This is a genomic window from Bradyrhizobium australafricanum (assembly GCF_020329495.1).
GTDB lineage: Bacteria > Pseudomonadota > Alphaproteobacteria > Rhizobiales > Xanthobacteraceae > Bradyrhizobium > Bradyrhizobium australafricanum.
Genome location: NZ_JAGKJL010000051.1, coordinates 41,259 through 62,633, shown reverse-complemented (window position 1 = coordinate 62,633; position 21,375 = coordinate 41,259). Strand labels below are relative to the sequence as shown.

The 21,375-nt window shown below is 65.0% G+C and carries 27 protein-coding genes; 12 read left to right on the top strand and 15 right to left on the bottom strand.

Features of this window, described 5'->3' with window-relative positions; genetic code table 11:
* From J6525_RS34095 to J6525_RS34075, 5 genes are all read right to left on the bottom strand, one after another.
* Positions 1–225 (bottom strand): transposase (locus J6525_RS34095; RefSeq protein ID WP_512699758.1); only part of this gene is annotated, 225 nt, incomplete at its 3' end.
* A 175-nt stretch (positions 226–400) separates the two neighbouring features.
* Entirely contained in the window at positions 401–796 is a 396-nt protein-coding gene (locus J6525_RS34090; protein ID WP_225647953.1) for an MAPEG family protein, read from the bottom strand.
* A gap of 827 nt (positions 797–1,623) precedes the next feature.
* Complete coding sequence (locus J6525_RS34085; RefSeq protein ID WP_225647952.1) at positions 1,624–3,648, bottom strand: pyrroloquinoline quinone-dependent dehydrogenase; 2,025 nt, start codon at positions 3,646–3,648, stop codon at positions 1,624–1,626.
* 71 nt (positions 3,649–3,719) lie between these two features.
* The gene (locus J6525_RS34080) at positions 3,720–5,168 is read right to left on the bottom strand and encodes a caspase family protein (protein WP_225647951.1); all 1,449 of its coding nucleotides are present in this window, start codon (positions 5,166–5,168) and stop codon (positions 3,720–3,722) included.
* Between the two features lie 125 nt (positions 5,169–5,293).
* Positions 5,294–5,521 carry a hypothetical protein gene (locus tag J6525_RS34075; protein WP_016848541.1) on the bottom strand — a complete coding sequence of 76 codons (228 nt, stop codon included), beginning with the start codon at positions 5,519–5,521 and terminating at the stop codon, positions 5,294–5,296.
* Between the two features lie 159 nt (positions 5,522–5,680).
* Between J6525_RS34075 and J6525_RS34070 the strand changes: the two genes are divergently transcribed.
* Both J6525_RS34070 and J6525_RS34065 read left to right on the top strand, forming a co-directional pair.
* Positions 5,681–6,133, top strand: coding sequence for a hypothetical protein (locus J6525_RS34070; protein ID WP_225647950.1), 453 nt, complete (start codon positions 5,681–5,683; stop codon positions 6,131–6,133).
* Between the two features lie 171 nt (positions 6,134–6,304).
* On the top strand, positions 6,305–7,489 hold the full coding sequence (locus J6525_RS34065; RefSeq protein ID WP_225647949.1) for a GNAT family N-acetyltransferase: 1,185 nt from the start codon (positions 6,305–6,307) through the stop codon (positions 7,487–7,489).
* A gap of 278 nt (positions 7,490–7,767) precedes the next feature.
* On the opposite strand, the gene J6525_RS34060 is transcribed toward J6525_RS34065, so the two are convergent.
* The 3 genes from J6525_RS34060 to J6525_RS34050 form a co-directional block, all read right to left on the bottom strand.
* Positions 7,768–8,406, bottom strand: coding sequence for an NIPSNAP family protein (locus J6525_RS34060; protein WP_168854961.1), 639 nt, complete (start codon positions 8,404–8,406; stop codon positions 7,768–7,770).
* 86 nt (positions 8,407–8,492) lie between these two features.
* A complete protein-coding gene (locus J6525_RS34055; RefSeq protein WP_225647948.1) occupies positions 8,493–9,158 on the bottom strand; it encodes a DsbA family oxidoreductase in 666 nt (221 codons plus the stop codon).
* Between the two features lie 63 nt (positions 9,159–9,221).
* Positions 9,222–10,046 carry a helix-turn-helix domain-containing protein gene (locus tag J6525_RS34050; protein ID WP_038385984.1) on the bottom strand — a complete coding sequence of 275 codons (825 nt, stop codon included), beginning with the start codon at positions 10,044–10,046 and terminating at the stop codon, positions 9,222–9,224.
* Between the two features lie 94 nt (positions 10,047–10,140).
* On the opposite strand from J6525_RS34050, the gene J6525_RS34045 reads away from it, so the two are divergent.
* A complete protein-coding gene (locus J6525_RS34045; RefSeq protein WP_057018353.1) occupies positions 10,141–10,365 on the top strand; it encodes a hypothetical protein in 225 nt (74 codons plus the stop codon).
* Between the two features lie 33 nt (positions 10,366–10,398).
* On the top strand, positions 10,399–10,797 hold the full coding sequence (locus J6525_RS34040) for a hypothetical protein (protein WP_225647947.1): 399 nt from the start codon (positions 10,399–10,401) through the stop codon (positions 10,795–10,797).
* A 55-nt stretch (positions 10,798–10,852) separates the two neighbouring features.
* Here J6525_RS34040 and J6525_RS34035 read toward each other — a convergent pair whose 3' ends face one another.
* Both J6525_RS34035 and J6525_RS34030 read right to left on the bottom strand, forming a co-directional pair.
* The gene (locus J6525_RS34035) at positions 10,853–11,011 is read right to left on the bottom strand and encodes a hypothetical protein (RefSeq protein ID WP_016844794.1); all 159 of its coding nucleotides are present in this window, start codon (positions 11,009–11,011) and stop codon (positions 10,853–10,855) included.
* Positions 11,008–11,469, bottom strand: a complete 462-nt coding sequence (locus J6525_RS34030) for a group III truncated hemoglobin (RefSeq protein WP_168854965.1) — start codon at positions 11,467–11,469, stop codon at positions 11,008–11,010. Before J6525_RS34030 ends, J6525_RS34035 begins: the two co-directional genes overlap by 4 nt.
* Positions 11,470–11,552: 83 nt before the next feature.
* Between J6525_RS34030 and J6525_RS34025 the strand changes: the two genes are divergently transcribed.
* Together J6525_RS34025 and J6525_RS34020 are read left to right on the top strand one after the other, a co-directional pair.
* Positions 11,553–11,987 carry an RrF2 family transcriptional regulator gene (locus J6525_RS34025; protein WP_225647946.1) on the top strand — a complete coding sequence of 145 codons (435 nt, stop codon included), beginning with the start codon at positions 11,553–11,555 and terminating at the stop codon, positions 11,985–11,987.
* Positions 11,984–12,274, top strand: a complete 291-nt coding sequence (locus J6525_RS34020; protein WP_028339832.1) for a DUF6522 family protein — start codon at positions 11,984–11,986, stop codon at positions 12,272–12,274. Before J6525_RS34025 ends, J6525_RS34020 begins: the two co-directional genes overlap by 4 nt.
* A 22-nt stretch (positions 12,275–12,296) precedes the next feature.
* Here the strand turns inward: J6525_RS34020 and J6525_RS34015 are convergent, their stop codons facing one another.
* Positions 12,297–12,968 carry an SET domain-containing protein gene (locus J6525_RS34015; RefSeq protein ID WP_225647945.1) on the bottom strand — a complete coding sequence of 224 codons (672 nt, stop codon included), beginning with the start codon at positions 12,966–12,968 and terminating at the stop codon, positions 12,297–12,299.
* Positions 12,969–13,132: 164 nt separating this feature from the next.
* On the opposite strand from J6525_RS34015, the gene J6525_RS34010 reads away from it, so the two are divergent.
* Positions 13,133–13,735, top strand: a complete 603-nt coding sequence (locus J6525_RS34010) for a hypothetical protein (RefSeq protein ID WP_225647944.1) — start codon at positions 13,133–13,135, stop codon at positions 13,733–13,735.
* Positions 13,736–13,913: 178 nt separating this feature from the next.
* Here J6525_RS34010 and J6525_RS34005 read toward each other — a convergent pair whose 3' ends face one another.
* Both J6525_RS34005 and J6525_RS47570 read right to left on the bottom strand, forming a co-directional pair.
* Positions 13,914–14,492, bottom strand: a complete 579-nt coding sequence (locus J6525_RS34005; RefSeq protein WP_376708592.1) for a TetR/AcrR family transcriptional regulator — start codon at positions 14,490–14,492, stop codon at positions 13,914–13,916.
* Positions 14,489–14,701, bottom strand: a complete 213-nt coding sequence (locus J6525_RS47570) for a hypothetical protein (RefSeq protein ID WP_376708591.1) — start codon at positions 14,699–14,701, stop codon at positions 14,489–14,491. The genes J6525_RS34005 and J6525_RS47570 overlap by 4 nt, the downstream gene beginning before the upstream one ends.
* Before the next feature lie 50 nt (positions 14,702–14,751).
* On the opposite strand from J6525_RS47570, the gene J6525_RS34000 reads away from it, so the two are divergent.
* From J6525_RS34000 to J6525_RS33980, 5 genes are all read left to right on the top strand, one after another.
* Positions 14,752–16,155: a carotenoid oxygenase family protein gene (locus J6525_RS34000; RefSeq protein WP_225647942.1), complete on the top strand. Its 1,404-nt coding sequence runs from the start codon at positions 14,752–14,754 to the stop codon at positions 16,153–16,155.
* A gap of 242 nt (positions 16,156–16,397) precedes the next feature.
* Positions 16,398–16,973 (top strand): hypothetical protein, encoded by a 576-nt coding sequence (locus J6525_RS33995; protein WP_225647955.1) that lies wholly within the window; start codon positions 16,398–16,400, stop codon positions 16,971–16,973.
* Between the two features lie 49 nt (positions 16,974–17,022).
* Positions 17,023–17,577, top strand: a complete 555-nt coding sequence (locus J6525_RS33990) for an inner membrane-spanning protein YciB (protein ID WP_225647941.1) — start codon at positions 17,023–17,025, stop codon at positions 17,575–17,577.
* Between the two features lie 118 nt (positions 17,578–17,695).
* On the top strand, positions 17,696–17,992 hold the full coding sequence (locus J6525_RS33985; protein ID WP_021077922.1) for a hypothetical protein: 297 nt from the start codon (positions 17,696–17,698) through the stop codon (positions 17,990–17,992).
* A 45-nt stretch (positions 17,993–18,037) separates the two neighbouring features.
* Positions 18,038–18,955 carry an SH3 domain-containing protein gene (locus J6525_RS33980; protein ID WP_376708593.1) on the top strand — a complete coding sequence of 306 codons (918 nt, stop codon included), beginning with the start codon at positions 18,038–18,040 and terminating at the stop codon, positions 18,953–18,955.
* Here the strand turns inward: J6525_RS33980 and J6525_RS33975 are convergent.
* Positions 18,952–19,623, bottom strand: coding sequence for a DUF429 domain-containing protein (locus J6525_RS33975; RefSeq protein WP_225647939.1), 672 nt, complete (start codon positions 19,621–19,623; stop codon positions 18,952–18,954). The two genes, J6525_RS33980 and J6525_RS33975, sit on opposite strands and share 4 nt — an antisense overlap.
* A gap of 9 nt (positions 19,624–19,632) precedes the next feature.
* Positions 19,633–21,288, bottom strand: coding sequence for a fumarate hydratase (locus J6525_RS33970; protein ID WP_038386003.1), 1,656 nt, complete (start codon positions 21,286–21,288; stop codon positions 19,633–19,635).
* Positions 21,289–21,375: the final 87 nt, after the last annotated feature.

The following is a 21,375-nucleotide window of genomic DNA, read 5'->3' as shown; positions in this document are numbered from 1 at the left end:
GTTCAAATAGCCGTAAATGTAAAGCTTGAGGAGCACCGAAGGGTGATACGACGGCCGACCAGTCGCCGCAGGCTCCACCCCCTTAAAGCTCATCCCGGCCAAATCGAGCACCTCGACAAATGCGTCGATCACCCGCACAGGGTTGCTCTCGTCAATGAAATCATCGAGGCATTCGGGCAACAGCGTCCGCTGCCCACGGTCCGCCTCTTCAACGAAGCGCCTCATCGATTCCCCCAAAGAATCAGAGGAGAATCATAGCAGCAGCCCAGCGTTTTCACACAGCCAGGGTCATAAGCAGCGATCGAGAAGTCGGCCATCCACTTCCGGTCTAGCCCGGCAAGCGGACCATTACACATCCAATTAGCGCCTCCGCTTCGGACCATATCCGGTCTCGCATGCGTCACTTCAGGAACAGCCCCGCAAGGTTCATCAAGATACCGATCGTCGGGATGTTCCACACAAGCGACCGGGCTAACGGCAAATCTGCCAAGTACACGATCGCGTAAACGATGCGACCCCAAAAATAGAAGTGAGCACCCCACACAGTCAGCCAGCTGTGCGTGTCCGTCACGGTGACGACGAGAATTGCTGCAGCGAAGAACGGGAACGTCTCCAAATAGTTTCGAAGCGCTCGTTCAGCCCTTCCGGCAATTCCGACGAGCGGTGCAACGCTCTGTTCCCTTGAACTGGCAGTCCACCGATAGCCCCGTTGCGAGCTCTGGAGGTGCGACACGATAACGATATGCACAATACCCAGCGCTACACTTCCGGCGAGCAGGAGGATTTCGATGGTCATGCAAAGCAGCATACCATCAATCGCTTGGATGTCTGTTAGGGGTCACAACCCGCGATGTGCGGCACGTTTGACCTCGGTCGGCTTGCCTCCCGAAAGCGAACATCGCAAGCTCCCGAGCAAAGGTCGGCTACGGGGTCCATAAGCCGACATCGATCACCTCATTGGATGGAGAGCTACTCGGGCAACCCCGCTTTCCGAAGCCCCTCAATCATCAGCTTCGCGCTTGATTGCCCGCCCCGCGCGATGGCATGGTCAGCCCTCCAAGAGCCGACCACCCATGAATCATTGAAAAATTGATTCGGGAATCCTATAACGCACGGCAAAATCAACAATCTGCCAAAGTAGTGCTAGGTTCAATTGCATCCGCGAACAACCTGCGCTCCCACTCTGGTTGCGGTAGGGCAATCCATATGACCCTTCAGCGGCTACGGAGGTAACTCGGCCTCGTGGTTCGAGACGCGCCGCAAGCGGCGCTCCTCACCATGAGGATCTACTACTGTGCCGCAAAACAAGACCCGTCATCCTGAGGAGCCGCGCAGCGGCGTCTCGAAGGATGGCCGCGACGACGCTGCCCGACAGATTTTTTTTATATGCGATTGCCCTGCCGGTTGCGGGGGGAGATGCAGCGAATGCCGCCAGGCCGACTCAACCAGAATTCATCGCGCTTTAGCGGAGCGAGGCGGCGCTGGCACAATTTCGGAATAATGGAAAAATACCCCTGAGTTGCCCGACGTGTCAAGTTGCTTTTCGAATGCCGGCAGCCACCGGCCCCTTTGCATGGGGTTGTTTTCGATATTTTGGCGGCGCGCACCTGCAGCAGGGAGCACCTAAGCGGATCGCGAGCGACGGCTGTGCCGCCAGCGCCACAACAGCGCAATGAGGGCCACGAGCACGAGTCCGGCGGCCACAGCCTTGGCGGTGAACCGCCCGCCGGGCCAGTCGATCACGCGGGTCCACAACGCTGCACTCTCGCCTTGACGCGGCAGTCGAAATGCCACCACGCTGTCGCCGATCGATGTGCCGGCCTCGGAATGGCCGCCGGCGCCGATCACGACGTACTGCTCGCCCTTCCAGAGATAGGTCATCGGATTGGCGACGCCCGGCACCGGAAGCCGGCCGAGCCACAACTGCTTTCCCGATCTGGCATCCAACGCGCGCAGATAGGCATCCATCGCGCCGGTGAACACCAGGCCGCCCGCGGTGATCGCGACGCCGTTGACCAGCGGCGTGCCGGTATTGAGCGCGATGCCGAGCGGCGCGAGATCCTCGCTGGTGCCGACCGACGAATGCCAGAGGATCTTGCCGGCCCTGAGATCGACCGCCACCGTCTCGCCCCATGGCGGCTTGTTGCAGGGCGACCCGACCGCCGACTTCGCCAGCGCCCGCGACATCGCGAACGGCGCCCCTTCCTGCTGGCCGAATTCATGGCCCGGCGGCGGATTGAAGCCCTTGGCCTGGTCGCGCGGAATCAGTGTGACGACGTGCGCTGCATGACTGACATTGGCGTAGAGGATCTGATTGACCGGATCGAACGCCGCGCCGCCCCAGTTCACACCGCCGCCGGTCATCGGATAGATCACAGTGCCTTGCGTCGACGGCGGCGTGTAAAGGCCCTCATTGCGGGATTGCGCGAGCAGCTTCTCGCAAGCCGAGCTCCCGGTGCCCGGCAGCAGGCCGGCGACATCGTCGGCCGTCATCCGCTGCGTCAGCAGCGGCGGCACATGGGTCGGGAATGGCTGCGTCGGCGACAGCCTCTCGCCCTCGGCGCCGTTCTGCGGCACCGCGCGCTCCTCGACCGGCCACACCGGCTTGCCGGTGTCGCGATCGAGCACGAAGACGAAGCCCTGCTTGGTCGGCTGGATCACGACGTCGCGCTGACCATCGCCGGTGTCGATCCGCGCCAGCGTCGGCTGCGCCGGCAGGTCGTAGTCCCAGACGTCGTGATGCACGGTCTGGAATGCCCATGCGAGTTCGCCGGTCTCGATCCGCAGCGCGACCACGGAATTGGCGTGCTCGTCATTGCCGGCGCGCTTGCCGCCCCAGAAGTCCGGACTGGGCGATGTCGTCGGCAGGAACACCAGCCCGCGCTCCTCGTCCACCGACATCGGCGCCCAGACATTGCTGTGGCCCGCCTCGATCCCGTCATGCACGAGCGGATCGAAGCTCCAGCGCGGCTGGCCGGTTCGCGCATCGAAGGCGCGCACCGCGCCGAGCGGCGCGTCGACCCGCCGGTTGTCGCCGATCGCGGACCCGACCACGACCACGCCGCGTCCCGTCACCGGCGCCGACGTGATCTGAAACTCGCCCGGCCATTCCAGCTTCATCCCAACGTCGATCCTGATCTCGCCAGCGTTGCCGAAATCGGCGCAGGGCTTGCCGGTTCTGGCATCGAGCGCGATCAGGCGCCTGTCGTTGGTGCCGGTGAAGATGCGTGACTTGCAGACGGCGCCTTCCGCCGGGCGATCATCCGTCCAGTACGCGACGCCGCGGCAGACAAACCGATTGGCAGGCCGTTGCGCCATGCTGATCTTCGGATCGAAACGCCATTTCTGCGCACCGGTGCCGGGATCGAGCGCGATCACTTCGTTGAACGGCGTGCAAAGGATCAGGCTGTCCTCGACGAACAACGGCGTCACCTCGAACTTGGTGCGCTTCATCACCTCGGGCGGGCGCGTATCGAGATCGCCGGTGCGGAATTCCCAGCCGCGCAGCAGCGTGCCGACATTGTCTGACGTGATCTGCGTCAGCGGCGAGAAGCGCTGTCCGCCGCGGTCGCCGCCCCAATACTCCCAGGCGCGCGCCGGCTGACCACACAGCAGCAGCGCGGCAAGCAGGCAAAACAGCGACCGCATCGCGTCCTCCCCCAGGATGCGATCACCGGGCGCCGCATCTCATGCGGGAAAGCATTTACGCGATCGTCGCGTCAGTATCCACCCCGGCGATAGCCGCCGCCGTAGTTGCCGCGATAACCACCACCGCCGCCGCCGATGCCGATCCCGATTCCGATTCCGATCGGCGGTCCGGCAGGCTCGTAGACCACGGTTGGAGGCGGACGGCGCACCACCACGACGTCGTCCTCGACGACGACGCGCGGCGGGCGCTTGCCCGCGCGCCGCGGCGGATCGGGATCGGCACGCTTTTTCACCGGCACGTTGGCCCTCTGCTGCAGCGGCTGTTGCGGCGGCGCCGCGTTGCAGGGACAGGTCGGCGCCGCCAGCGCGACGCTGGTCGCGGGCACGCTGAGCGCGACGGCGGGCGCCGGATCGGGACGGTAGCGCAGCCGTTCGATCATCTTGCGCGCGGTCGCTGTCAGGTCGGTGTCAGGATATTGCGCGAGGAAGCCGCGATAGGCCGCCGCCGTGTTGATGAGGATCGCGTTATTCCACGCTACCATGCGGCGATGCCGGTCGAGCCAGTCGCGCGCCTGCAGGCCACGCGGCGTGCCGGCGAAGATCGCGGCGAAGGCCTCATAGGATTCGTCGGAGCCGTCGATTACCATCAGCTCATTCGCGGCCTCGATCGGCTTGCCCTGCAATTCGCGCTTCCATTCGTCGACGGTGCGTTTGGCCGCGGCCGGCGGCGGCGTCACTGCGGGGGACGCCGCAGCACCCGCCATGAAACGGAAGTCGTCGGTGAGCGAGGACGAGTCCCACGGCGTCTGGCGACCGTCGGTTGCCCTGTTCACCGCCAGGCGAACGCGCTTGAAGGTGTCCTCGATCGGGATGCCCGGCTCCTTGGCCGAGGCCAGCAACGCGGTGGTGTAGGGGCTGTTGGCACCGCTGCCGTCCTCGGCTTCCGCTCCCGGCGAGGTCGAGAACGACACGAAGGTGCCGGGCGCGCCGACCCTCGCATCGACGATGGCGAGCCCGTGCCCCGCGGTCTTGCTGAGCTCCGGGAAAGGATTGTTGCGGCAGGCATCGAGCAGCACGATGCGCATCCGGCTCGGCACCGAGGTCAAGGTATTCAGGACGTCGTTGAGCCGAACCGCCTGGATCGGGATATCGGCCTCGCGCTTCGGATCGACATCGACCGGCACCAGATAGTTCTCGCCGTCGATCTGCAGGCCATGCCCGGCATAGAACACCAGCGCCACGGTGTCGGCGCCCTTCGCCGCCACCTGACCGGCAAAATCGCTGAGCCGTGCGCGCATCTCGTCCTGCGACAGATCCGATGCGGCCGTCACCGCAAATCCGGCATCGGTCAGCATCTGCGACACAGCCCTGGCGTCGTTGGCCGGATTCGGCAGCGCGGGCACCGACTTGTAGGCCGACTGCCCGATCACCAGCGCCAGCCGGTTTTCCGCCGCCGCCGGTACGGCGCCGAGCAGGATCGCTGCCGGAACGATCAGGCTGAGGAGCGAACGGCGAAGCATGGCGGCCTCCGACAATGACATCGAAGATGGGTCGGAGGCCGTCAGACCAAGGTTCATGCCTTGCGGCAAATGTGCTGCCGACCGACGCCGGTTGTCGAATGGCCGCCGAGACCTGGTGAGGCCGGCTATTTCGGCTTCTTGGCCGGATCCGCTGCCGGCTTGGTGACACCCCAGGGATCGTATTTCTCCTTGGGCTCGGGGATCCGATCGAGCGCGGCCTTGTAGGCCTTCTCGTCGACCTTGGGCTTCTGCTCCGTCTTGGTATCGCCTCCACCGCCCCCTCGCCGGCCCTGGGCCAGGGTGGGTGTCGCGAGCAGCGCCAGGATGACGGCAGCAACCGTGAAGCGTTTCATGTCAGTCTGTCTCCCCCGCCGCCGCAGCAACATCCGGTAATACCTCTACCCCAACGATAACTTGTCGCTCGACATTTGTTGATCGACAAAGCGCCGCCTCACGCGAATTCAGCGCCACCAGGGGGCGCAATCCTGACGGCGGCACATTAAATGCGCTGAATGGGACAGGGACAAGTACATCTGGCGGCGCTGCTGGCCGGCGCCGCCTTAATATTGAGTGGCTGCGGCCTGGCGGACAGCCATGCGGTGTGGCCGGAGGCCTTGAAGGTCAAGGCCGCCGAGCCGGCGCCGCTCGAGATGCCTCCGGACGTCAAACGGCTGGTCGCGGGCAAGCTGGATTCGGTGTTCACGGCCGGTTCACAGCCGACCCATGTGCGGGTCTCCGCCCCGCTGCACGACCCGCGCGGCACGGGCTGGACGGCATGCGTACGCGCCGAGCTGACATCGGTGATCGGCAAGCCGCTGGGGACGCAGACCTATCGCGTGTTCATCAATGAAGGCTCGATTTTCGATCGCCGGCAGGTCGGAGCCGACGACAATTGCGTGACGGAGACTTACGAGCCGGTCGAGAGCACCGTTGCGGCGGAAGCGCAACGAAGTGCCAAACCCTAGCGCTTGAGCTGGCGAGCCAGCCGGGCCGCCGCGCACTGGCATGCTGAACGGCCCGTTAACACGACCGTTCAAATTGCGCGGTGGCCTCAACGGCATTTTCCATTTCTTTCCGCTAGCGTTGCCCTGACGAACGCAAGGCCAATCAGCTTCGCGGAGTGGGGAAACAGGGACGTGGCCGATATTGCTGACCGGGCAATGATCCACCGTGCATCGCGCAAGGATGCCACGGACGATCGCACCTTGCCGCCGCTGTCTGCCGCGCCGCTCAATGCATGGCGCGCGCTTGCCGCGCGCGCGATCGAGGCCAATGGCTACTATCAGCCCGACTGGGAATTGGCGGTCGATGCCTCCGCGCGCGGCCGCACCGGCGCGGCGGTGCTCAGCGCCGCAGGCGATGCCGGCCAATTGATCGGGCTGTTGCCGGTCGTTCCGATGCGGCGGATCTACCGGATTCCCCTGCCCGCTTTGGTCGGTGCCGAACCCTATGGCACGCTGTGCACGCCGCTGCTCGACCGCGACGCCGCCGAGGAAGCTGTGGGCAAGATGCTGCGGCAGGCGCGCAATGCGGGCGCGCATGCGCTGATCCTGCGCACCATTTCGCTCGAGGGCCCGGCCATGGCGGCGATCCGCGCGGTGCTGGCGCGAGACGGGTTGCAGCCGCGCATGCTGAGCGCCTATCAGCGCGCCCAGCTGGATGCGACGCGCGATGCCGACGAATTGTTGCGCGACGCGCTCGGGCCCAAGAAGCTGAAGGAGCTGCGCCGCCAGCACCATCGCCTGTCCGACCACGGCGCGGTGCGCTTCGATGTCGCCCGCACGCCGCGCGAGGTTGCGACGGCGCTCGAGACTTTCCTTGTCCTCGAATCCGGTGGCTGGAAGGGCCAGCGCGGCACGGCGCTCAGCCAGCATGCCGGCGATACAACCTTCATCCGCCGCGCGGCGTCGGCAATGGCCGAAGCCGGCCGTTGCGAGATCATCACGCTGCATGCGGGCGACATGCCGGTCGCGGGCGGCATCGTGGTGCGCCACCAGGACCGCGCGTTCTTCTTCAAGATCGGCGTCGACGAGCGCTTTGCGAAACATTCGCCCGGCACGCAGTTGACGCTGGAGCTGACGCGCCATCTCTGCGCCGATCCCGCGATCAATTCGGCCGATTCCACCGCGGCACCGGGCCACCCCATGATCGACCCGATCTGGCGCGGCCGCTTCGCGATCGGCGACGTCTTGCTGCCGCTGCGGCGCCGCGATCCGCTGGTGCCGGCCATTCACGCCGCGCTGACCCTGAACAAACTCGCCTACGAAGCGGCGCGCGGCGCCGTCCGCTTCATCCGCAGCCGGCGCGGCAAGCCCGGATAATGCGGTTTACCCTTTCGTAGGCATGCAGACACATCGGGAAACAACGGGCTGCCGCCGTCAGGTTGGTGTCAGCTGGCCCGACTAGCGTTGCGGCGCGCTGGTTCTCAGACGGCGCGCGCCCTTGCTTCGAAAGCCTCATCTGATGGAAACATCGGATGGGGCTTTTTGCCGGCGATCGCGACATGCTGACGGCAAACGAAAAGGCCGCCTCAACCGGCGGCCTCTCTGTCTCGCGCTCCGCGCATCATTCGGAAACGCGGCGCGACCAGCGCCTCCCCTTACTGCAACGGCGAGTGCGGTGCCGGCAGCATAATGGTCGAGTGCATTTCCTCGAGCACCTGCGTGCCCTTGCTCAAAAATTCCAGCCAGGCCGGATCCTTCATCGCGTTGCCGCGCGCGGCGGCGCGGGCGTTGAGATCGGGATAGGCCCAGATGTGGCAGACTTCGTTGGGCTGCCCGGCCTCGGTGGTCCAGAGACCGACGATCTTGGAGTATTTCTCGCGCTCCGGCATCACGCCGGTGATCAGATCGAGCCATTGCTTGGCGCCGCCGACCGGCTTGGCGCGGTAGTTGCGGAATTCGTAGATGTTGCCTGATGTCGCCGGCGCCACCGGCGGGATGATTGCATTGAGCAGCCGCACCTCCTGGCGCACCAGCAGCGGACGGATCACCGGAATATACTCGCCGGTCCAGCGCGGATTCTTGGCGAGCTCGGCGCGCAGCCGGGTCCGCTCGTTGAGATCGGCGTAGCTCCACATGTGCATGACCTGATTGAGCGGACCGATCTCGGTGATCCAGTAGCCTTCCAGCTTGCCGAAATTGTCGGCGCGGATATCGCGCGAGATCGTGCTCGCCGCCTTCACCATCTCGCCGACGGCGCCTGGACGGACCGTATAGGTGCGCAGCTCATAGATCATGGTAGTCTCCCCTGGTTGTTTCCGATGGATGATGTGGGCAAACGAAAAAGCCCGGCATGAGCCGGGCTTTCGATAGGGATTGCGGACTACTCCGCAGCCTCTGCGTTGATCTCGGCCGAGACCTGGCGGATGGCGCGGGCGAGCTGCTCGGCCGGCTGGGCGCCGGACACCGCGTATTTCTGCGCGAACACGAAGGTCGGCACGCCCGAAATCCCCTTCTCGGCGGCCTCCTGGGCCTGCGCCGAGACCAGGGCGACATCCTCGTCGGTGGCGAGACGCTTGCGCACGTCGTCGGCATCGAGCCCGACATCGCTTGCCGCCTGCACCAGCACGTTGCTGTCGGTGAGATCGCCGCCGTCGCGGAAATACAGCTCCATCAGCCGCTGCTTCATCTCGGCCGCCTTGCCCCTGGCCTCGGCCCAGTGGATCAGGCGATGGCAGTCGATCGTATTGGGCTGCCGCTTGACGAGCTCGGGATGGTAGGTGAGCCCCTCCTCATTGGCGGCGGCGACCACGCGGCCGGCGATACCCTCGTAGGCCTCGACCGAGCCGAATTTGGCGGTGAGATATTCCTCGCGGCTGATCCCCTCGCGCGGCACCCAATTGTTGAGGAAGAACGGCCGCCAATGCACCTCGACCGGCACATCCGGCACCAGCTTGAGCGCATCCTCGATCCGATGCTTGCCGATATAGCACCAGGGGCAAACGACGTCGGAGACGATGTCGAGGCGAAGTGGCTTCAGATCGCTCATGGCGGGGTTCCCGGCGGAAAATGGAAGCCCAAAGGTAGGCCGAACACGCTCCGAGACAAGCCGCTATTTCATACTGGCTGCCATCTGCCGCATCCGCTCGGCGGTCAGCTCATCGGCCGGGAAGAAGGTCTCCAGCGCCAGTTCCTGCAGCGTGATGTCGACCGGGGTGCCGAACACCATGGTGGTCGAGATGAAGCTCAGGATCTCGCCATTGAGGCGGAGCTTGAAGGGAAGCGCGACGTTGTTGTCGGTGGTGATCGGGGCCGACCGCGCCGGGATCGGATAGGACTTCAGGTCCTGATAGAGCTTGAGCAGCTCGGGATCGGCCGTTGCCTCGCATTGCCGATGCAGCCGCTCCAGTAGATGCGCCGCCCATTCCGCGAGGTTCACGGTGCGCGGCGCGAGGCCCTCGGGGTGGAAGGCAAGCCGCAGGATGTTGAAGGGCTGGCCGAGCAGCCGCTGCGGCACGCCCTCGAGCAGCGGCGCCACCATGCGGTTGGCGGAGACCAGATTCCAGTGCCGATCATAGGCCAGTGCCGGATTGGGCTCGTGCGCCTTCAGCACCAGGTTGATGGCCTCGCGCGCCGATTTCAGCGCCGGATCATCCAGCGAGCGTTGCGGGAATGCGGGCGCGAAACCCGCGGCGACCAGCAGCACGTTGCGTTCGCGTAGGGGCACGTCGAGGCGCTCCGCCAGTTTGAGGACCATGTCGCGCGACGGTGCCGAGCGGCCGGTCTCGACGAAGCTCAAATGCCGCGCCGAGATCTCAGCATCGACGGCAAGATCGAGCTGGCTGAGATGACGGCGCTGCCGCCACTCCCTCAGGTGCTCCCCGATGGGGACGGGTTTGGCGGGCTCGGCCCGGGCCATGGATGCATGTGCGTTCATGGTGCAAAACCTACCATGCGGAATTCGCCCGTTCCATTACGCCTGAGGTAATCGAATTGGCGCGCCGGCCGGCTCATCTTCCACGGCACAGGAGATGACCATGCTGATGCTGTCCCTTGTCCGCGCCCTCGCCGTCCTGCTCCCGTGGCTGGTCCATCTGGCCACCTGGCTGCTGGCGCGCTCGCTCAACATGCCGCAGCCGCTCGTGCACGCGACCGGCGTGTTCGTGTTCGCGCAGGTCTATGCGGCCGAGATGAGGGTCGGCAAGGCGCTGTGTCCGCTCCGCCTGTGGCGTCAGCTGCAGTCCCTGTTCCGCTGACCACCCCCAATCCCAACCAGAGGAGACCCTGCCATGATCCATTCGTCCCAGCTGCTGCGCCGCGCCTTGCTTGCCGACGCCGTCTTCAGCGGCGTATCCGCCATAGCCATGGTGCTCGACGCCGGCGCGCTGGCATCGCTGCTCGGCCTGCCGGAAGCGCTGCTGCGCGAGACCGGCCTGTTCCTGATCGCCTATACCGCGCTGGTCGGCTGGCTCGGCACGCGCATGTCGGTGCCGAAGCTGCTGGTGATGCTGGTGGTCGTCGGCAACGCGGCCTGGACGCTCGCCAGCATCGCGCTGCTGCTGTCGGGCGCGATGTCGCCGAACCTCTTCGGGACCATCGTGATCCTGGCCCAGGCGATCGCCACCGGCGTGTTCGCCGAGCTGCAATATGTCGGGCTGCGCCGCAGCGGCGAGGCGGTCGCGGCGTAAATCGAATGCCGGATGTGACGAGCGGCCGTCGCGGCAAACGCGGCGGCCGTTTCCGTCAGCTCAGCACGACCGCGACGATCATACCGGCAAAGGTCAGCGCCAGGCCGATGATCAGCATCGGCACCAGGCTGCTGCCGGAAAACGGATCGGCCTGATCCTGATGAAACCACGCGCCGTCGATGGCGCGCGCAATCGCCTTCGCCCTGTTCCTCATTGCACTGCTCCTGCTTCGCTTCGCCTGTAACGCTCGCCGACCGCCAGCATCACGCCCTGTCCGCCGGCGACGCCCATCTCGAGGCTCGAGGCGATGCGCCGCGCGCGATCGATGAAATGCGCCGCTGCGTCAGGCGGGCACAGCTCGGCCGCGGTCGCCTCGAACAGTTCGAGCCAGCGGTCGAAATGCGCGGCGTCGATCGGCAGCGGCATATGCTTGACCATCGGCGTGCCGTGATAGCGCCCGGTCATCAGCGCAACCGAAGACCAGAACGCGCACATCTGCGCCAGATGCGGCTCCCAATTGCTGATCCTGGTCTCGAACACCGGTCCGATCATCGGGTCCTTGCGGACCTTGGCGTAGAAGGCGTGCACCAGCTGCTCGATCATGGCCTCGGTGATCCCGGTCCGCGCGACAATCCCGGCGGTGATCTGCTCGCGGCGCTCTGCTCCTGTCATGGCTTACATCCTAAATAGGTATTTCAAATGCCTATTTAGGATGCTATAGCTGATCCGCCAAGTGCTGATTTCGAAGGGCTTCCATGCGCCTGACATCGTTCACGGATTTTGCGCTCCGCGCCCTGATGCGGCTGGCCGGCGAGCCGGACCGGTCGTTTGCGACCAGCGAGATCGCGGCCGAGTTCGACATTTCCCGCAATCACCTTGCCAAGGTGGTGCGCGACCTTGCCGACGCCGGCTTCATTGCCACCCAGCGCGGCGCCGGCGGCGGGTTCTCGCTGGCGCGGCCGGCGGAGACCATCACCCTCGGCCAGGTGGTCCGTGCGCTGGAAGGCAACAGCGTGCTGGTGGAATGTTTCAGGGATGATGGCGGAGATTGCCTGCTGCTGCCGCGCTGCCGGCTGAAGGCGAAGCTTGCCGCGGCACGCGAGGCCTTCATGCGCGAGCTCGACGGAACGACGCTCGCCGAATGCGCCTACCTGCCGCGTCCCGTCCGCCATCCCGCGAGGGCATCATGACGACGATCACATTCGCTGATGGCGCGTTCGAGGTCGACGCCAATATCGTCGCCGAGGGCCTCGGCATCGCGGTTCCGCTGCTGCAGGCCGGGATGCGCTCGGGCGCAATCACGACGCGCTCGGAGCGCGGGCTCGACGCCGATCAGGGGCGGCATCGCCTCACATTCTTCTCGGGGAGCAAGCGTTTCCGTCTCGTCATCGACGAGCACGGCACGATCATCCAGCGCTCGACGCTGGATTTCGGCAATTCACCGTTGCCACGCGCGGCGCACCGGCCGAGCGGCTAGAGCGTTTTCGGGCGACGTGGTATCAGGCGTTCAGCGCCCGAGCGGTGCCGCGCTTCGACGAGGCAGCCTTCTTGCCCGCCGTGTTGATCAGGCTGTAACCATTGAGGTGCTTGCCGTTCAGCGCCGTGCCGTTGGCGAGCTTGCCGTTTGCTTTGGCAGCCTTCTTCGCCTTCCGCTGTCTGGCCCGCTCCTCGGCGAGCTTCTCGGCCTTGCGCTGTGCCTTCCGCTCGGCTCTTTCCTTCAGCCGCACCCGCTCCGCCCTCGCCTCCGCGCGCTTCTTCTTGCGCTTCTTCTCGCAGGCATCGCACTTGCAGCCGATCGGCTTCAGATAGGCTTTGAAATAGTCGGTTCCGTAGTCGTAATTGATTTCGTCGCCCGGCTCGATGTCCTTGATGGCGCGGATGAACACCTTGCGCTTGCGCGGCTTGACGTCGGATTCCGCGTTCGGCCTGCAGGCATGGTTGATGTAGCGGGCGACGTTTTCGCGGATCGAGCCGTCGATGGTCCAGCGGTTGGTGAGCTCGAACAGATATTTGTTCTCGATCGCGTCCTCATCCTTCTTCTTCGAGTCGAGCAACGGCCCGAAATAACGGATGATCTTGGTGCCTTTCTTGATCGGCTTGGTGGCGAAAAGGCCAAGACCGGTCCGGGAACGGCCGACGCGATAGGGCTTGTTGGATGATATCGTGGGCATGACGATCGAGGTTACGGCACGCAGGTGCACGCGACAGAAGTTGCGAAGCCGCCCTTCTAGGACGATTCCGCGCGCCTGTCAGGTGTTTCCCGCGTGTCTATTGAACCTTCCCCAGATTGCATATGTCAGAGACAAAGTAACGTCCGGATCGCAGGTTTCCCCCGATGAAATACCTTGCTTTTGCAACAGTCGTTATGGCGGTTGCCAGCGCAAATCCCGGTCATGCCGGCTCCGAGACGATCAGCAGCAGCTACACATCGACCGCGCCGAAGGCCTGCCGCATGATCGGCAAGCCCAGCGAAGAGGACGGCAGCACCACCAGGGTCTGTCCGGGAAAATCCGGGCTTGTGGTGCTGATCAACGAGGGCGACCTGCGTGAAGTGGTCTCGGTGGGCCGAAACCGCGAGGCAGCAGCCAGGGAACCGGCCGCGCAGGCCTGGTTCGGCCCGTTCAGCTCGACCGGCGATAGGGTCGAATGGCGTGCAGTCGGCGCCAGGCCGTTTGCGATCATCCAGCGCTGGCAGATTGCCGACAACAGCGAACAGGACAAGCGCGGCGGCCCGGTCTCGCGGGCAATGCTCGCGGTGACCCGGCTGCCGCCGGGCGATGTCTGTCATGTCGCCTATGTCGACGTCGCGGCCAATCCCAACGCCAACGAGCTGGCGCGGCAGGCCGCCGACGATTTCGCCCGCGATTTCAAATGCGGCACGGATACGGTGAAGACGATCGGACAGAGCGGCCGGACCACATCGCTTGTGAGGCGCTAGTGTGCTGAATGCGAAGTTCGTGCAATTTCGCGGCAACCACTTTCACGAACTTCGCATTCATAAAGCACACTAGAATCATAAGTTTGCTAGTGTCCTTATCGAATCCGAAGTTCGCTCCGAAGGTGCGGCAAATGATGCGAACTTCGGATTCGGGACACTAGCCCAGGGGCAGCACTGGTTATTGCCGCGCCGAGCGGCCCGCGGACAATCGCAGCATCGCGGTCAACAGCGTTTCCGCGGATGTGCCCTCGGGCGACCGATCCAAAATCGTCTTGAGGCGTCCGTCGAGCAACAGCATGGTGAAACCATGCACCAGCGACCAGGCCGACGCGATCGCGGCGGCCTGATCCAGCGTAAGCTGCTCCTTGGAAATCTGCTCGTGCCGGCTGGCGCCGACGCCGCGGGTCAGCCCTGCGAACGAAGCCTCGGATGCCTCGTGCAGCGACGGGCGCGAATGATCGAGCCGCTCGCTGCGGAACATCAGCCCGTACATGCCGGGATGTGCCTGCGCATAGGCAACATAAGCCTTGGCGCTCGCCACGCCCTTCTCGGGCGTCGTGGCCGCCGAAGCGTCCGCAGCAGCCATTGCAAGGCCGAATTGCCGGAAACCGATCGCCGCAAGTTCGCTGAGCAAACCGGTGAGATCGCCGAAATGATGCGTCGGGGCGGCGTGCGACACGCCGGCCTCGCGCGCCACCGCACGCAATGTCAGCCCCGCCAATCCATCACGCTCGAGCACGCGCTCGGCGGCCTTCAATAGCGCCTCATGCAGATCGCCATGGTGATACGGCGTGTCATTGGCGCGGCGCCGTTGGGCCGGACGAGCTGCCGCAGTCCGTGCAACCCGGCGGGTCGGAGCCCGTGCCGGGCGAGTCGCCTTGTTTTCTTTGGAGATTCTTGCCATGCGGCCTTATAGGTCGCAATTTTTACACTGTAAAGATTTTGCTTGACGATCAGCGGCGTCATCCCTACTGATATCTTTACGATGTAAAGATCATAATGCAGGGAGATGCGGAATGCTCGACCAGGTCACATCCAACGCGGCGCGCACCAATCTGGCGCCGATCCCATTCGAAGCCGACGCGCCGTTCCTGAAGATCTCGGGCGAATTGCCGCGCGAGCTGAACGGCACGCTCTATCGCAACGGCCCCAATCCGCAGTTCGAGGCGCCGGGTGCGCACTGGTTCGTCGGCGACGGCATGCTGCACGCCTTCCATCTCGAGAACGGCCGCGCCAGCTACCGCAACCGCTGGGTCCGCACGCCGAAATGGCAGGCCGAGCACGACGCCGGTCGCGCGCTGTTCGGCGGCTTCGGCCGCAAGATGCCGGATGCGCCGGTCACGACCACGACCGACGGCGGCGTCGCCAACACCAACATCATCTTCCATGGCGGCCGCCTGCTCGCGCTGGAGGAAGGCCATCTGCCGACCGAGATCGAGCCCGGCACGCTCAATCGCCTCGGCTATTGCGACTACAAGGGCGCGATCACAGGCCCGTTCACCGCGCATCCCAAGATCGATCCGGCGACCGGCGAGATGGTGTTCTTCGGCTACAACGCCGCGGGCCCGCTGACGCCGGCGCTGTCGTTCGGCGCGGTGAGCTCGTCAGGCGTGGTGACGCGGTTCGAACGCTTCGAGGCGCCCTATGCCAGCATGGTGCACGACTTCATCGTCACCGAGAATCATGTGCTGTTTCCGATCCTGCCGATCACCGGCAGCATGCAGCGCGCGATGCGCGGACAGGCGCCGTACGCCTGGGAGCCGGAGAAAGGCGCCTATGTCGGCGTGATGAAGCGCAGTGGCGCATCGAAGGACATCGTCTGGTTCCGCGCCGAGACCTGCTACGTTTTCCACGTCATGAACGCGTGGGAAGACGGCAACCGCATCATCGCCGACGTGATGCAGTTCGAGGAAGCGCCGCTGTTCAATCATCCCGACGGCTCGCCGACCGATCCGCAGAAGAACCGCGCGCGCTATTGCCGCTGGACCTTCGACCTCTCCGGCAACACCGACCGCTTCACGCAAACCTATCTCGACGACCTCACCGGCGAATTCCCCCGCGTCGACGATCGGCGCGCCGGATTTGCCAGCAATCACGGCTGGTACGCCTGCGCCAACCCGGATCTGCCGATGTTCGGTGCGCTGTCGGGCATCGTGCATGTCGACGGCCGTGGCAAGCGGCTCGGCCATTATCTGCTGCCCGCCGGCGACACGATCTCCGAGCCTGTGTTCGTCGAGCGCAGCGCTGACGCCGCGGAAGGCGACGGCTGGCTGCTCGCGGTGGTCTGGCGCGCCCGCGAAAACCGCAGCGACCTCGCCGTGTTCAACGCGCAAGATGTCGAAGCGGGCCCGACCGCGCTGGTCCATCTCGGCCACCGCGTGCCCGATGGATTCCACGGCAATTGGGTGGGGGCGGAGTAGCCGACGACCACCCCGGACGTCAGTGCGCCAACCTCTCCACGCGTCATGCCCGGGCTTGTCCCGGGCATCCACGTCTTTGTCGCCGCCGACCGAAAACGAGCGGTCGCCGCTTTATGTTATTGGCAAACCTAGGATTTTTCCGTCACCTCACGATTTTGACACTGTAAAGATTTCGCTTGACGCCCCCGTTGCTCACCGTTAGGGTATCTTTACACTGTAAAGATTAGCCGATGAGGCTCACCATGACGATCTTCCTGATCCTCGCTCCCTACGGCGCCTTCGCCATGCTGATGCTGGTGACCTCGGCCACGGTGAGCCTGCTCAGCGCGGCCCTGATCTGCCTTGCCGTGATCGCGTTCGATGTCGCGCGCGGCCGCAGCATCAAGATCCTCGGCGTCGGTTCGGTCGTCATATTCGCCGCAATCGGTTCCTACCTCACCTTCGTCGATGCGACGCCGAGCAACACCGCGGTGAAGATCGCGGTCGATGCCGGCATTCTGCTGGTGTCGCTCGGCTCGATCATGATCGGCCACCCCTTCACGCGGCAATACGCGCTGGAGCAGGTCGATGCCGAGACCGCGAAGCTGCCCGGCTTCCTCCATGCCAACTACCTGATCACCGGCGCCTGGACCGTCGCGATGCTGCTGATGCTGATCGGCAACATTGCGGTGCTTTACGTGCCGGCGCTGCCGCTGTGGACGGGCCTGTTGATCGCCTTCGCCGCGCGCAATGCCGCGGTCGGCTTTACCCACTGGTATCCGCACTATCGCGCGGCCAAGGACGCGACGCCGCCGGCCGGCGCGCTGCCCTCACGCTAGACGCTGCCATCATCACAACCATTATCCCGAGGAAACGGAAACCACGACGATGAAGAGCGTATTTGCCAGGCTTGCGAGCGACTTCCTCTCCACCATCGTCTTCCTGGTGGTCTATTTCGCCACCGACAATGTCCTGATCGCCACCGGCGTTGCGATCGCGGGCGCAATCGCGCAAGTGGTCTATGCGCGGGTCAAGGGACAGTCGCTCGGCTACATGACCTGGGCGAGCCTTGGGCTGGTGATCGTGCTCGGCGGCGCGACGCTACTCACCAACGATCCGCGCTTCGTGCTGGCGAAGCCCGCGATCGGTCACATCGCGATCGGCGCGATCATGCTCAAGCGCGGCTGGATGCTGCGCTATCTGCCGCCGATCGTGACCGAGACGATTCCGGAATACGCCACCCTCGCCGGCTACGCCTGGGCCGGGCTGATGTTCATCCTCGCCGCCGGCACCATTGCGATCGCGGCGACCGGCGACATGAAGCTGTGGGCGTTCTACGTGTCGGTGGTGCTGGTCGGCGCCAAGATCGCCGCCTTCGCGATCCAGTATGTCGCCTTCCGCGTCCTGGTCGGAAGCCGGCTGCGCGCCGCCGCCCGCGCCTGATCGCCGCAGCCGCGAACTAGGCGGCCGCGGCAAGATGGGCTATACCCGCGCACGCGTTTTCTTCGCGCGAACGGTAGCCATTTCGCTTGAAGGCGCTTCACCTGGAGGGGAGACATCAATGGCGGTGGACGGAAACTGGAATCTCACGATGACGACGCCGATGGGCGAGCGCAAGGCGACGCTGTCGCTGGCAAGCTCCGGCGGCACGCTCACCGGCACGCAGGGCGCCGAGGGCAATTCCACCGAAATCTTCGACGGCACCGTGAACGGCGACGACGTCGCCTGGAAGGTTTCCATCACCAATCCGATGCCGCTGACGCTCGAATTCACCGGCAAGGTCGCAGGCGACGGCATCTCCGGCGAGATGGGCATCGGCCCAATGGGCAGCTTCCCCTTCACCGGCACGCGGGCATAACCGCGGCACACGCCACGCATGCGCATCCTGGCATCCGTTGCCGTCATGGCGTTATCAGCCACGACGGCTTCCGCACAGCAGGCAAGCGAAGCCGAACCGGCGTGGCGCGCGAGCGCGGTCGCGCTGGTGCCGGCCGGATATGTTGCGGGCACCTCTTCCAGCACGGATACCGCCGGCACCACCGGCTACCTTGCGGTCTATGCCGCGAGCGCAGACGACCCGAAGACGCCGGCAAGCGTCTTCGCGCCACGTCAGATGATGGTCGTGACGCTAAGCAAGGATGGCACGCACGCGCTGTCGGCCGAATTGAAGCCGCGCGGTCCCAGCGACATCGCGACCGGACATGCCGACGGGGCGGACAATGATTTTGCCGCGCGCCAGGCCGAGCTTGCCGCGAAGCGAAACGCACTGCCCGGCGGCACCGAGCCATGCGACCTCGGCGCCTGGTCGGAGGACAAGGACCTCGCAGGCCTCAACGTGCGCGCGGAGCCGTCGGCGAAGGCACGCGTGCTCGGCAAACTGCCGCCGCCCTACCATCTCAAGATGGGCGGGGCCGAGAACACGCCGGAGGGCGGCTGGCTCACCGAATTTCGTGTCATCGGCTTCAAGGACGGCTGGTTTCTGATCGAAGGCGCGATGCCGCCGGGCAAGGCCTATGAAGATGACAAGCGCTATCCGCGCAACGCGCCAAAGCCTTATGCCGGGCGCGGATGGGTTGCCGCCAACAAGGTCGGCGCGAGCTACGCCAACGGCTACACCCGCATGGGCGGGCTGTTCCAGGCGCCCTTCGTCGATGCCAAGTGGACGCCGGCGCTGCGCAAGCTCGGCGGTGAGTTCGATACCGACGATGGTCCGAAACGCATCCTCGCCTGCAGCGGGCACTGGGCGCTGGTGGAGAGCCATGACGGCGTGCGCGGCTGGTGGCGCAGCCTGTGCTCCAACCAGGTGACGAACTGCAGCTAGAACCAGATCTGCATCGGCAGATCGTGCGCGTCTCGCGGCGGCGCTTCGGGAACGCTTCCGCATGGTTCGCGCGCAGCCAGCGCCACTGCACAGGCATCCAGCACATCGTCGCGCTTCGCGCCGGTGCCGATCCGCATCCGGGTGAGCCAGCGATTGATCTCGCGGAAGCCTGATCGCTTCAGCAGCCTGCAGCGCAGCGCATCGCCCTGCTCCGATTTTTTGCGCGGCAGAGGCTCGCCGCCGTTCAGCTGCAGGAACACCAGTTCGGGATGCACCTCGCGGATATCGCGCGTGGCGTTCGCGCGCACGAACGCATCGACCTCCATGATCTTCTTGCCGAGATGCCAGAGCTGGCGCGACACACGGGTCTGACCGCGGCGCAGTGCTTCCGCATTCGCGAGATCGGGATCGTCAAACAGCTGCCACAGCCAGCGCCGCGCGCCGGTGAAGACGCGCGAGCTGTGCGGGCGCAATCGCACGCGCGCGATAAGGTCGCAATCGCGCTCGCCGTTATCGGTCAGACCGATCGGGATATCGATCCCGGCGCGATCGAACGGACGCGAAAGCGCGTCCGCAATGTCGCTGTGAAAGGAAATCGTACGCCGGTCGCCGTCGATGGTGACGGCGACCCAGCCCTTGGAGAACCCGTCGAGGCCGACCGCAATCAACCCCGATCCTCAACCGAGATTCAATTCCTTGAAGAAGTCGTTGCCCTTGTCGTCGATGATGATGAACGCCGGGAAGTCGACCACCTCGATGCGCCAGATCGCTTCCATGCCGAGCTCGGGATACTCGACCACCTCGACCTTCTTGATGCAGTGCTCGGCGAGGTTCGCCGCGGCGCCGCCGATCGAGCCGAGGTAGAAGCCGCCATGCTTCTTGCAGGCCTCGCGCACCGCGACTGCGCGGTTGCCCTTGGCGACCATCACCATCGAGCCGCCGGCCGCCTGGAACTGGTCGACGAAGGAGTCCATGCGTCCCGCCGTGGTCGGGCCGAACGCGCCGGAGGCGTAGCCATCGGGCGTCTTGGCGGGACCGGCGTAATAGACCGGATGGTTCTTGAAATAATCCGGCAGCGGCTCACCCTTCTCCAGCCGCTCGCGCAGCTTGGCGTGCGCGGAGTCGCGCGCCACGATCATGGTGCCGGTCATCGAGACGCGGGTCTTGATCGGATATTGCGACAGTGTCGCCAGGATCTCCTTCATCGGCTTGTTGAGGTCGATCTTGACGACCTCACCGCCAAGCGACTGCTCCACCGCAGGCAGATACTGCGCCGGGTTGTGCTCGAGCTCCTCGAGATAGACGCCATCCCTGGTGATCTTGCCGAGCACCTGGCGATCCGCCGAACAGGAGACGCCAAGCCCGATCGGCAGCGAGGCGCCGTGGCGCGGCATGCGGATCACGCGCACGTCGTGGCAGAAATATTTGCCGCCGAACTGCGCGCCCACCCCCAAGCTCTGCGTCATCTTGAGGATTTCCTGCTCCATCTCGAGATCGCGGAACGCATTGCCGTCGGCCGAGCCGTGGGTCGGCAGCGCGTCGAGATAGCGCGCCGAGGCGAGCTTCACGGTCTTCATGCAGAGCTCGGCCGAGGTGCCGCCGATCACGATCGCAAGGTGGTACGGGGGACACGCCGCGGTGCCGAGCGTCAGCACTTTCTCCTTCAGGAAGGCGAGCAGCCGGTCCTTGGTCAGCACGGAGGGCGTCGCCTGGAACAGGAAGCTCTTGTTGGCGGAGCCGCCGCCCTTGGCCATGAACATGAACTTGTAGGCATCATCACCTTCGGCGTAGATCTCGCACTGCGCCGGCATGTTGTTGGCGGTGTTCTTCTCCTCATACATCGACAAGGGAGCTACCTGTGAGTAGCGCAGATTGCGGCGCAGATAGGCATCGCGCGCGCCTTCGGACAGCGCGGCCTCGTCGTCGCCGTCGGTGATGACGTTGCATCCCTTCTTGCCCATGATGATCGCGGTGCCGGTGTCCTGGCACATCGGCAGCACGCCGCCGGCCGCGATGTTGGCATTCTTCAGGAAGTCGAAGGCGACGAACTTGTCGTTATCGCTGGCTTCCTTGTCCTCGAGGATCGAGCGGAGCTGCTTCAGATGGCCCGGCCGCAGATAGTGGTTGATGTCGCCGAAGGCGGCCTCGGAGAGCGCGCGCAGCGCCTCCCGCGACACCACGAGCATGTCCTTGCCCAACACCTTCTCGACCCGGACGCCCTCGCTCGTCACCTTCTTGTAGGGCGTGGTGTCGGCACCAAGCGGGAACAGAGGCGTGTGCTTGTAGGGCGGAACGGGCTTCTGCTGGTCGGGAAAGGCTGAGGGGGCGTTCATGAGCTGCTCGTCGGTTTCGAAAGGCCGGTGCCGGCCGCGGGGCCGCCGGCAATGTAGAGCCGTTCTAAGCCTTTTTCCCACAAAGGA

Excerpts from the sequence above, each read along its gene's own strand:
- J6525_RS34010 (WP_225647944.1), top strand. The coding sequence starts at position 13,133 with ATGAAATACCTTGCTTTTGCAACAGTCGTTATGGCGGTTGCCAGCGCA.
- J6525_RS34085 (WP_225647952.1), bottom strand. The coding sequence starts at position 3,648 with ATGCGGTCGCTGTTTTGCCTGCTTGCCGCGCTGCTGCTGTGTGGTCAG.
- J6525_RS34035 (WP_016844794.1), bottom strand. The coding sequence starts at position 11,011 with ATGAGGAACAGGGCGAAGGCGATTGCGCGCGCCATCGACGGCGCGTGG.
- J6525_RS34045 (WP_057018353.1), top strand. The coding sequence starts at position 10,141 with ATGACCATGCTGATGCTGTCCCTTGTCCGCGCCCTCGCCGTCCTGCTC.
- J6525_RS34025 (WP_225647946.1), top strand. The coding sequence starts at position 11,553 with ATGCGCCTGACATCGTTCACGGATTTTGCGCTCCGCGCCCTGATGCGG.
- J6525_RS34075 (WP_016848541.1), bottom strand. The coding sequence starts at position 5,521 with ATGAAACGCTTCACGGTTGCTGCCGTCATCCTGGCGCTGCTCGCGACA.
- J6525_RS47570 (WP_376708591.1), bottom strand. The coding sequence starts at position 14,701 with ATGACGCCGCTGATCGTCAAGCAAAATCTTTACAGTGTAAAAATTGCG.
- J6525_RS33980 (WP_376708593.1), top strand. The coding sequence starts at position 18,038 with ATGGCGTTATCAGCCACGACGGCTTCCGCACAGCAGGCAAGCGAAGCC.
- J6525_RS34030 (WP_168854965.1), bottom strand. The coding sequence starts at position 11,469 with ATGACAGGAGCAGAGCGCCGCGAGCAGATCACCGCCGGGATTGTCGCG.
- J6525_RS34020 (WP_028339832.1), top strand. The coding sequence starts at position 11,984 with ATGACGACGATCACATTCGCTGATGGCGCGTTCGAGGTCGACGCCAAT.
- J6525_RS34080 (WP_225647951.1), bottom strand. The coding sequence starts at position 5,168 with ATGCTTCGCCGTTCGCTCCTCAGCCTGATCGTTCCGGCAGCGATCCTG.
- J6525_RS34000 (WP_225647942.1), top strand. The coding sequence starts at position 14,752 with ATGCTCGACCAGGTCACATCCAACGCGGCGCGCACCAATCTGGCGCCG.
- J6525_RS33995 (WP_225647955.1), top strand. The coding sequence starts at position 16,398 with ATGACGATCTTCCTGATCCTCGCTCCCTACGGCGCCTTCGCCATGCTG.
- J6525_RS33970 (WP_038386003.1), bottom strand. The coding sequence starts at position 21,288 with ATGAACGCCCCCTCAGCCTTTCCCGACCAGCAGAAGCCCGTTCCGCCC.
- J6525_RS34090 (WP_225647953.1), bottom strand. The coding sequence starts at position 796 with ATGACCATCGAAATCCTCCTGCTCGCCGGAAGTGTAGCGCTGGGTATT.
- J6525_RS33985 (WP_021077922.1), top strand. The coding sequence starts at position 17,696 with ATGGCGGTGGACGGAAACTGGAATCTCACGATGACGACGCCGATGGGC.
- J6525_RS34060 (WP_168854961.1), bottom strand. The coding sequence starts at position 8,406 with ATGATCTATGAGCTGCGCACCTATACGGTCCGTCCAGGCGCCGTCGGC.
- J6525_RS34070 (WP_225647950.1), top strand. The coding sequence starts at position 5,681 with ATGGGACAGGGACAAGTACATCTGGCGGCGCTGCTGGCCGGCGCCGCC.
- J6525_RS34040 (WP_225647947.1), top strand. The coding sequence starts at position 10,399 with ATGATCCATTCGTCCCAGCTGCTGCGCCGCGCCTTGCTTGCCGACGCC.
- J6525_RS33990 (WP_225647941.1), top strand. The coding sequence starts at position 17,023 with ATGAAGAGCGTATTTGCCAGGCTTGCGAGCGACTTCCTCTCCACCATC.
- J6525_RS34055 (WP_225647948.1), bottom strand. The coding sequence starts at position 9,158 with ATGAGCGATCTGAAGCCACTTCGCCTCGACATCGTCTCCGACGTCGTT.
- J6525_RS34050 (WP_038385984.1), bottom strand. The coding sequence starts at position 10,046 with ATGAACGCACATGCATCCATGGCCCGGGCCGAGCCCGCCAAACCCGTC.
- J6525_RS34015 (WP_225647945.1), bottom strand. The coding sequence starts at position 12,968 with ATGCCCACGATATCATCCAACAAGCCCTATCGCGTCGGCCGTTCCCGG.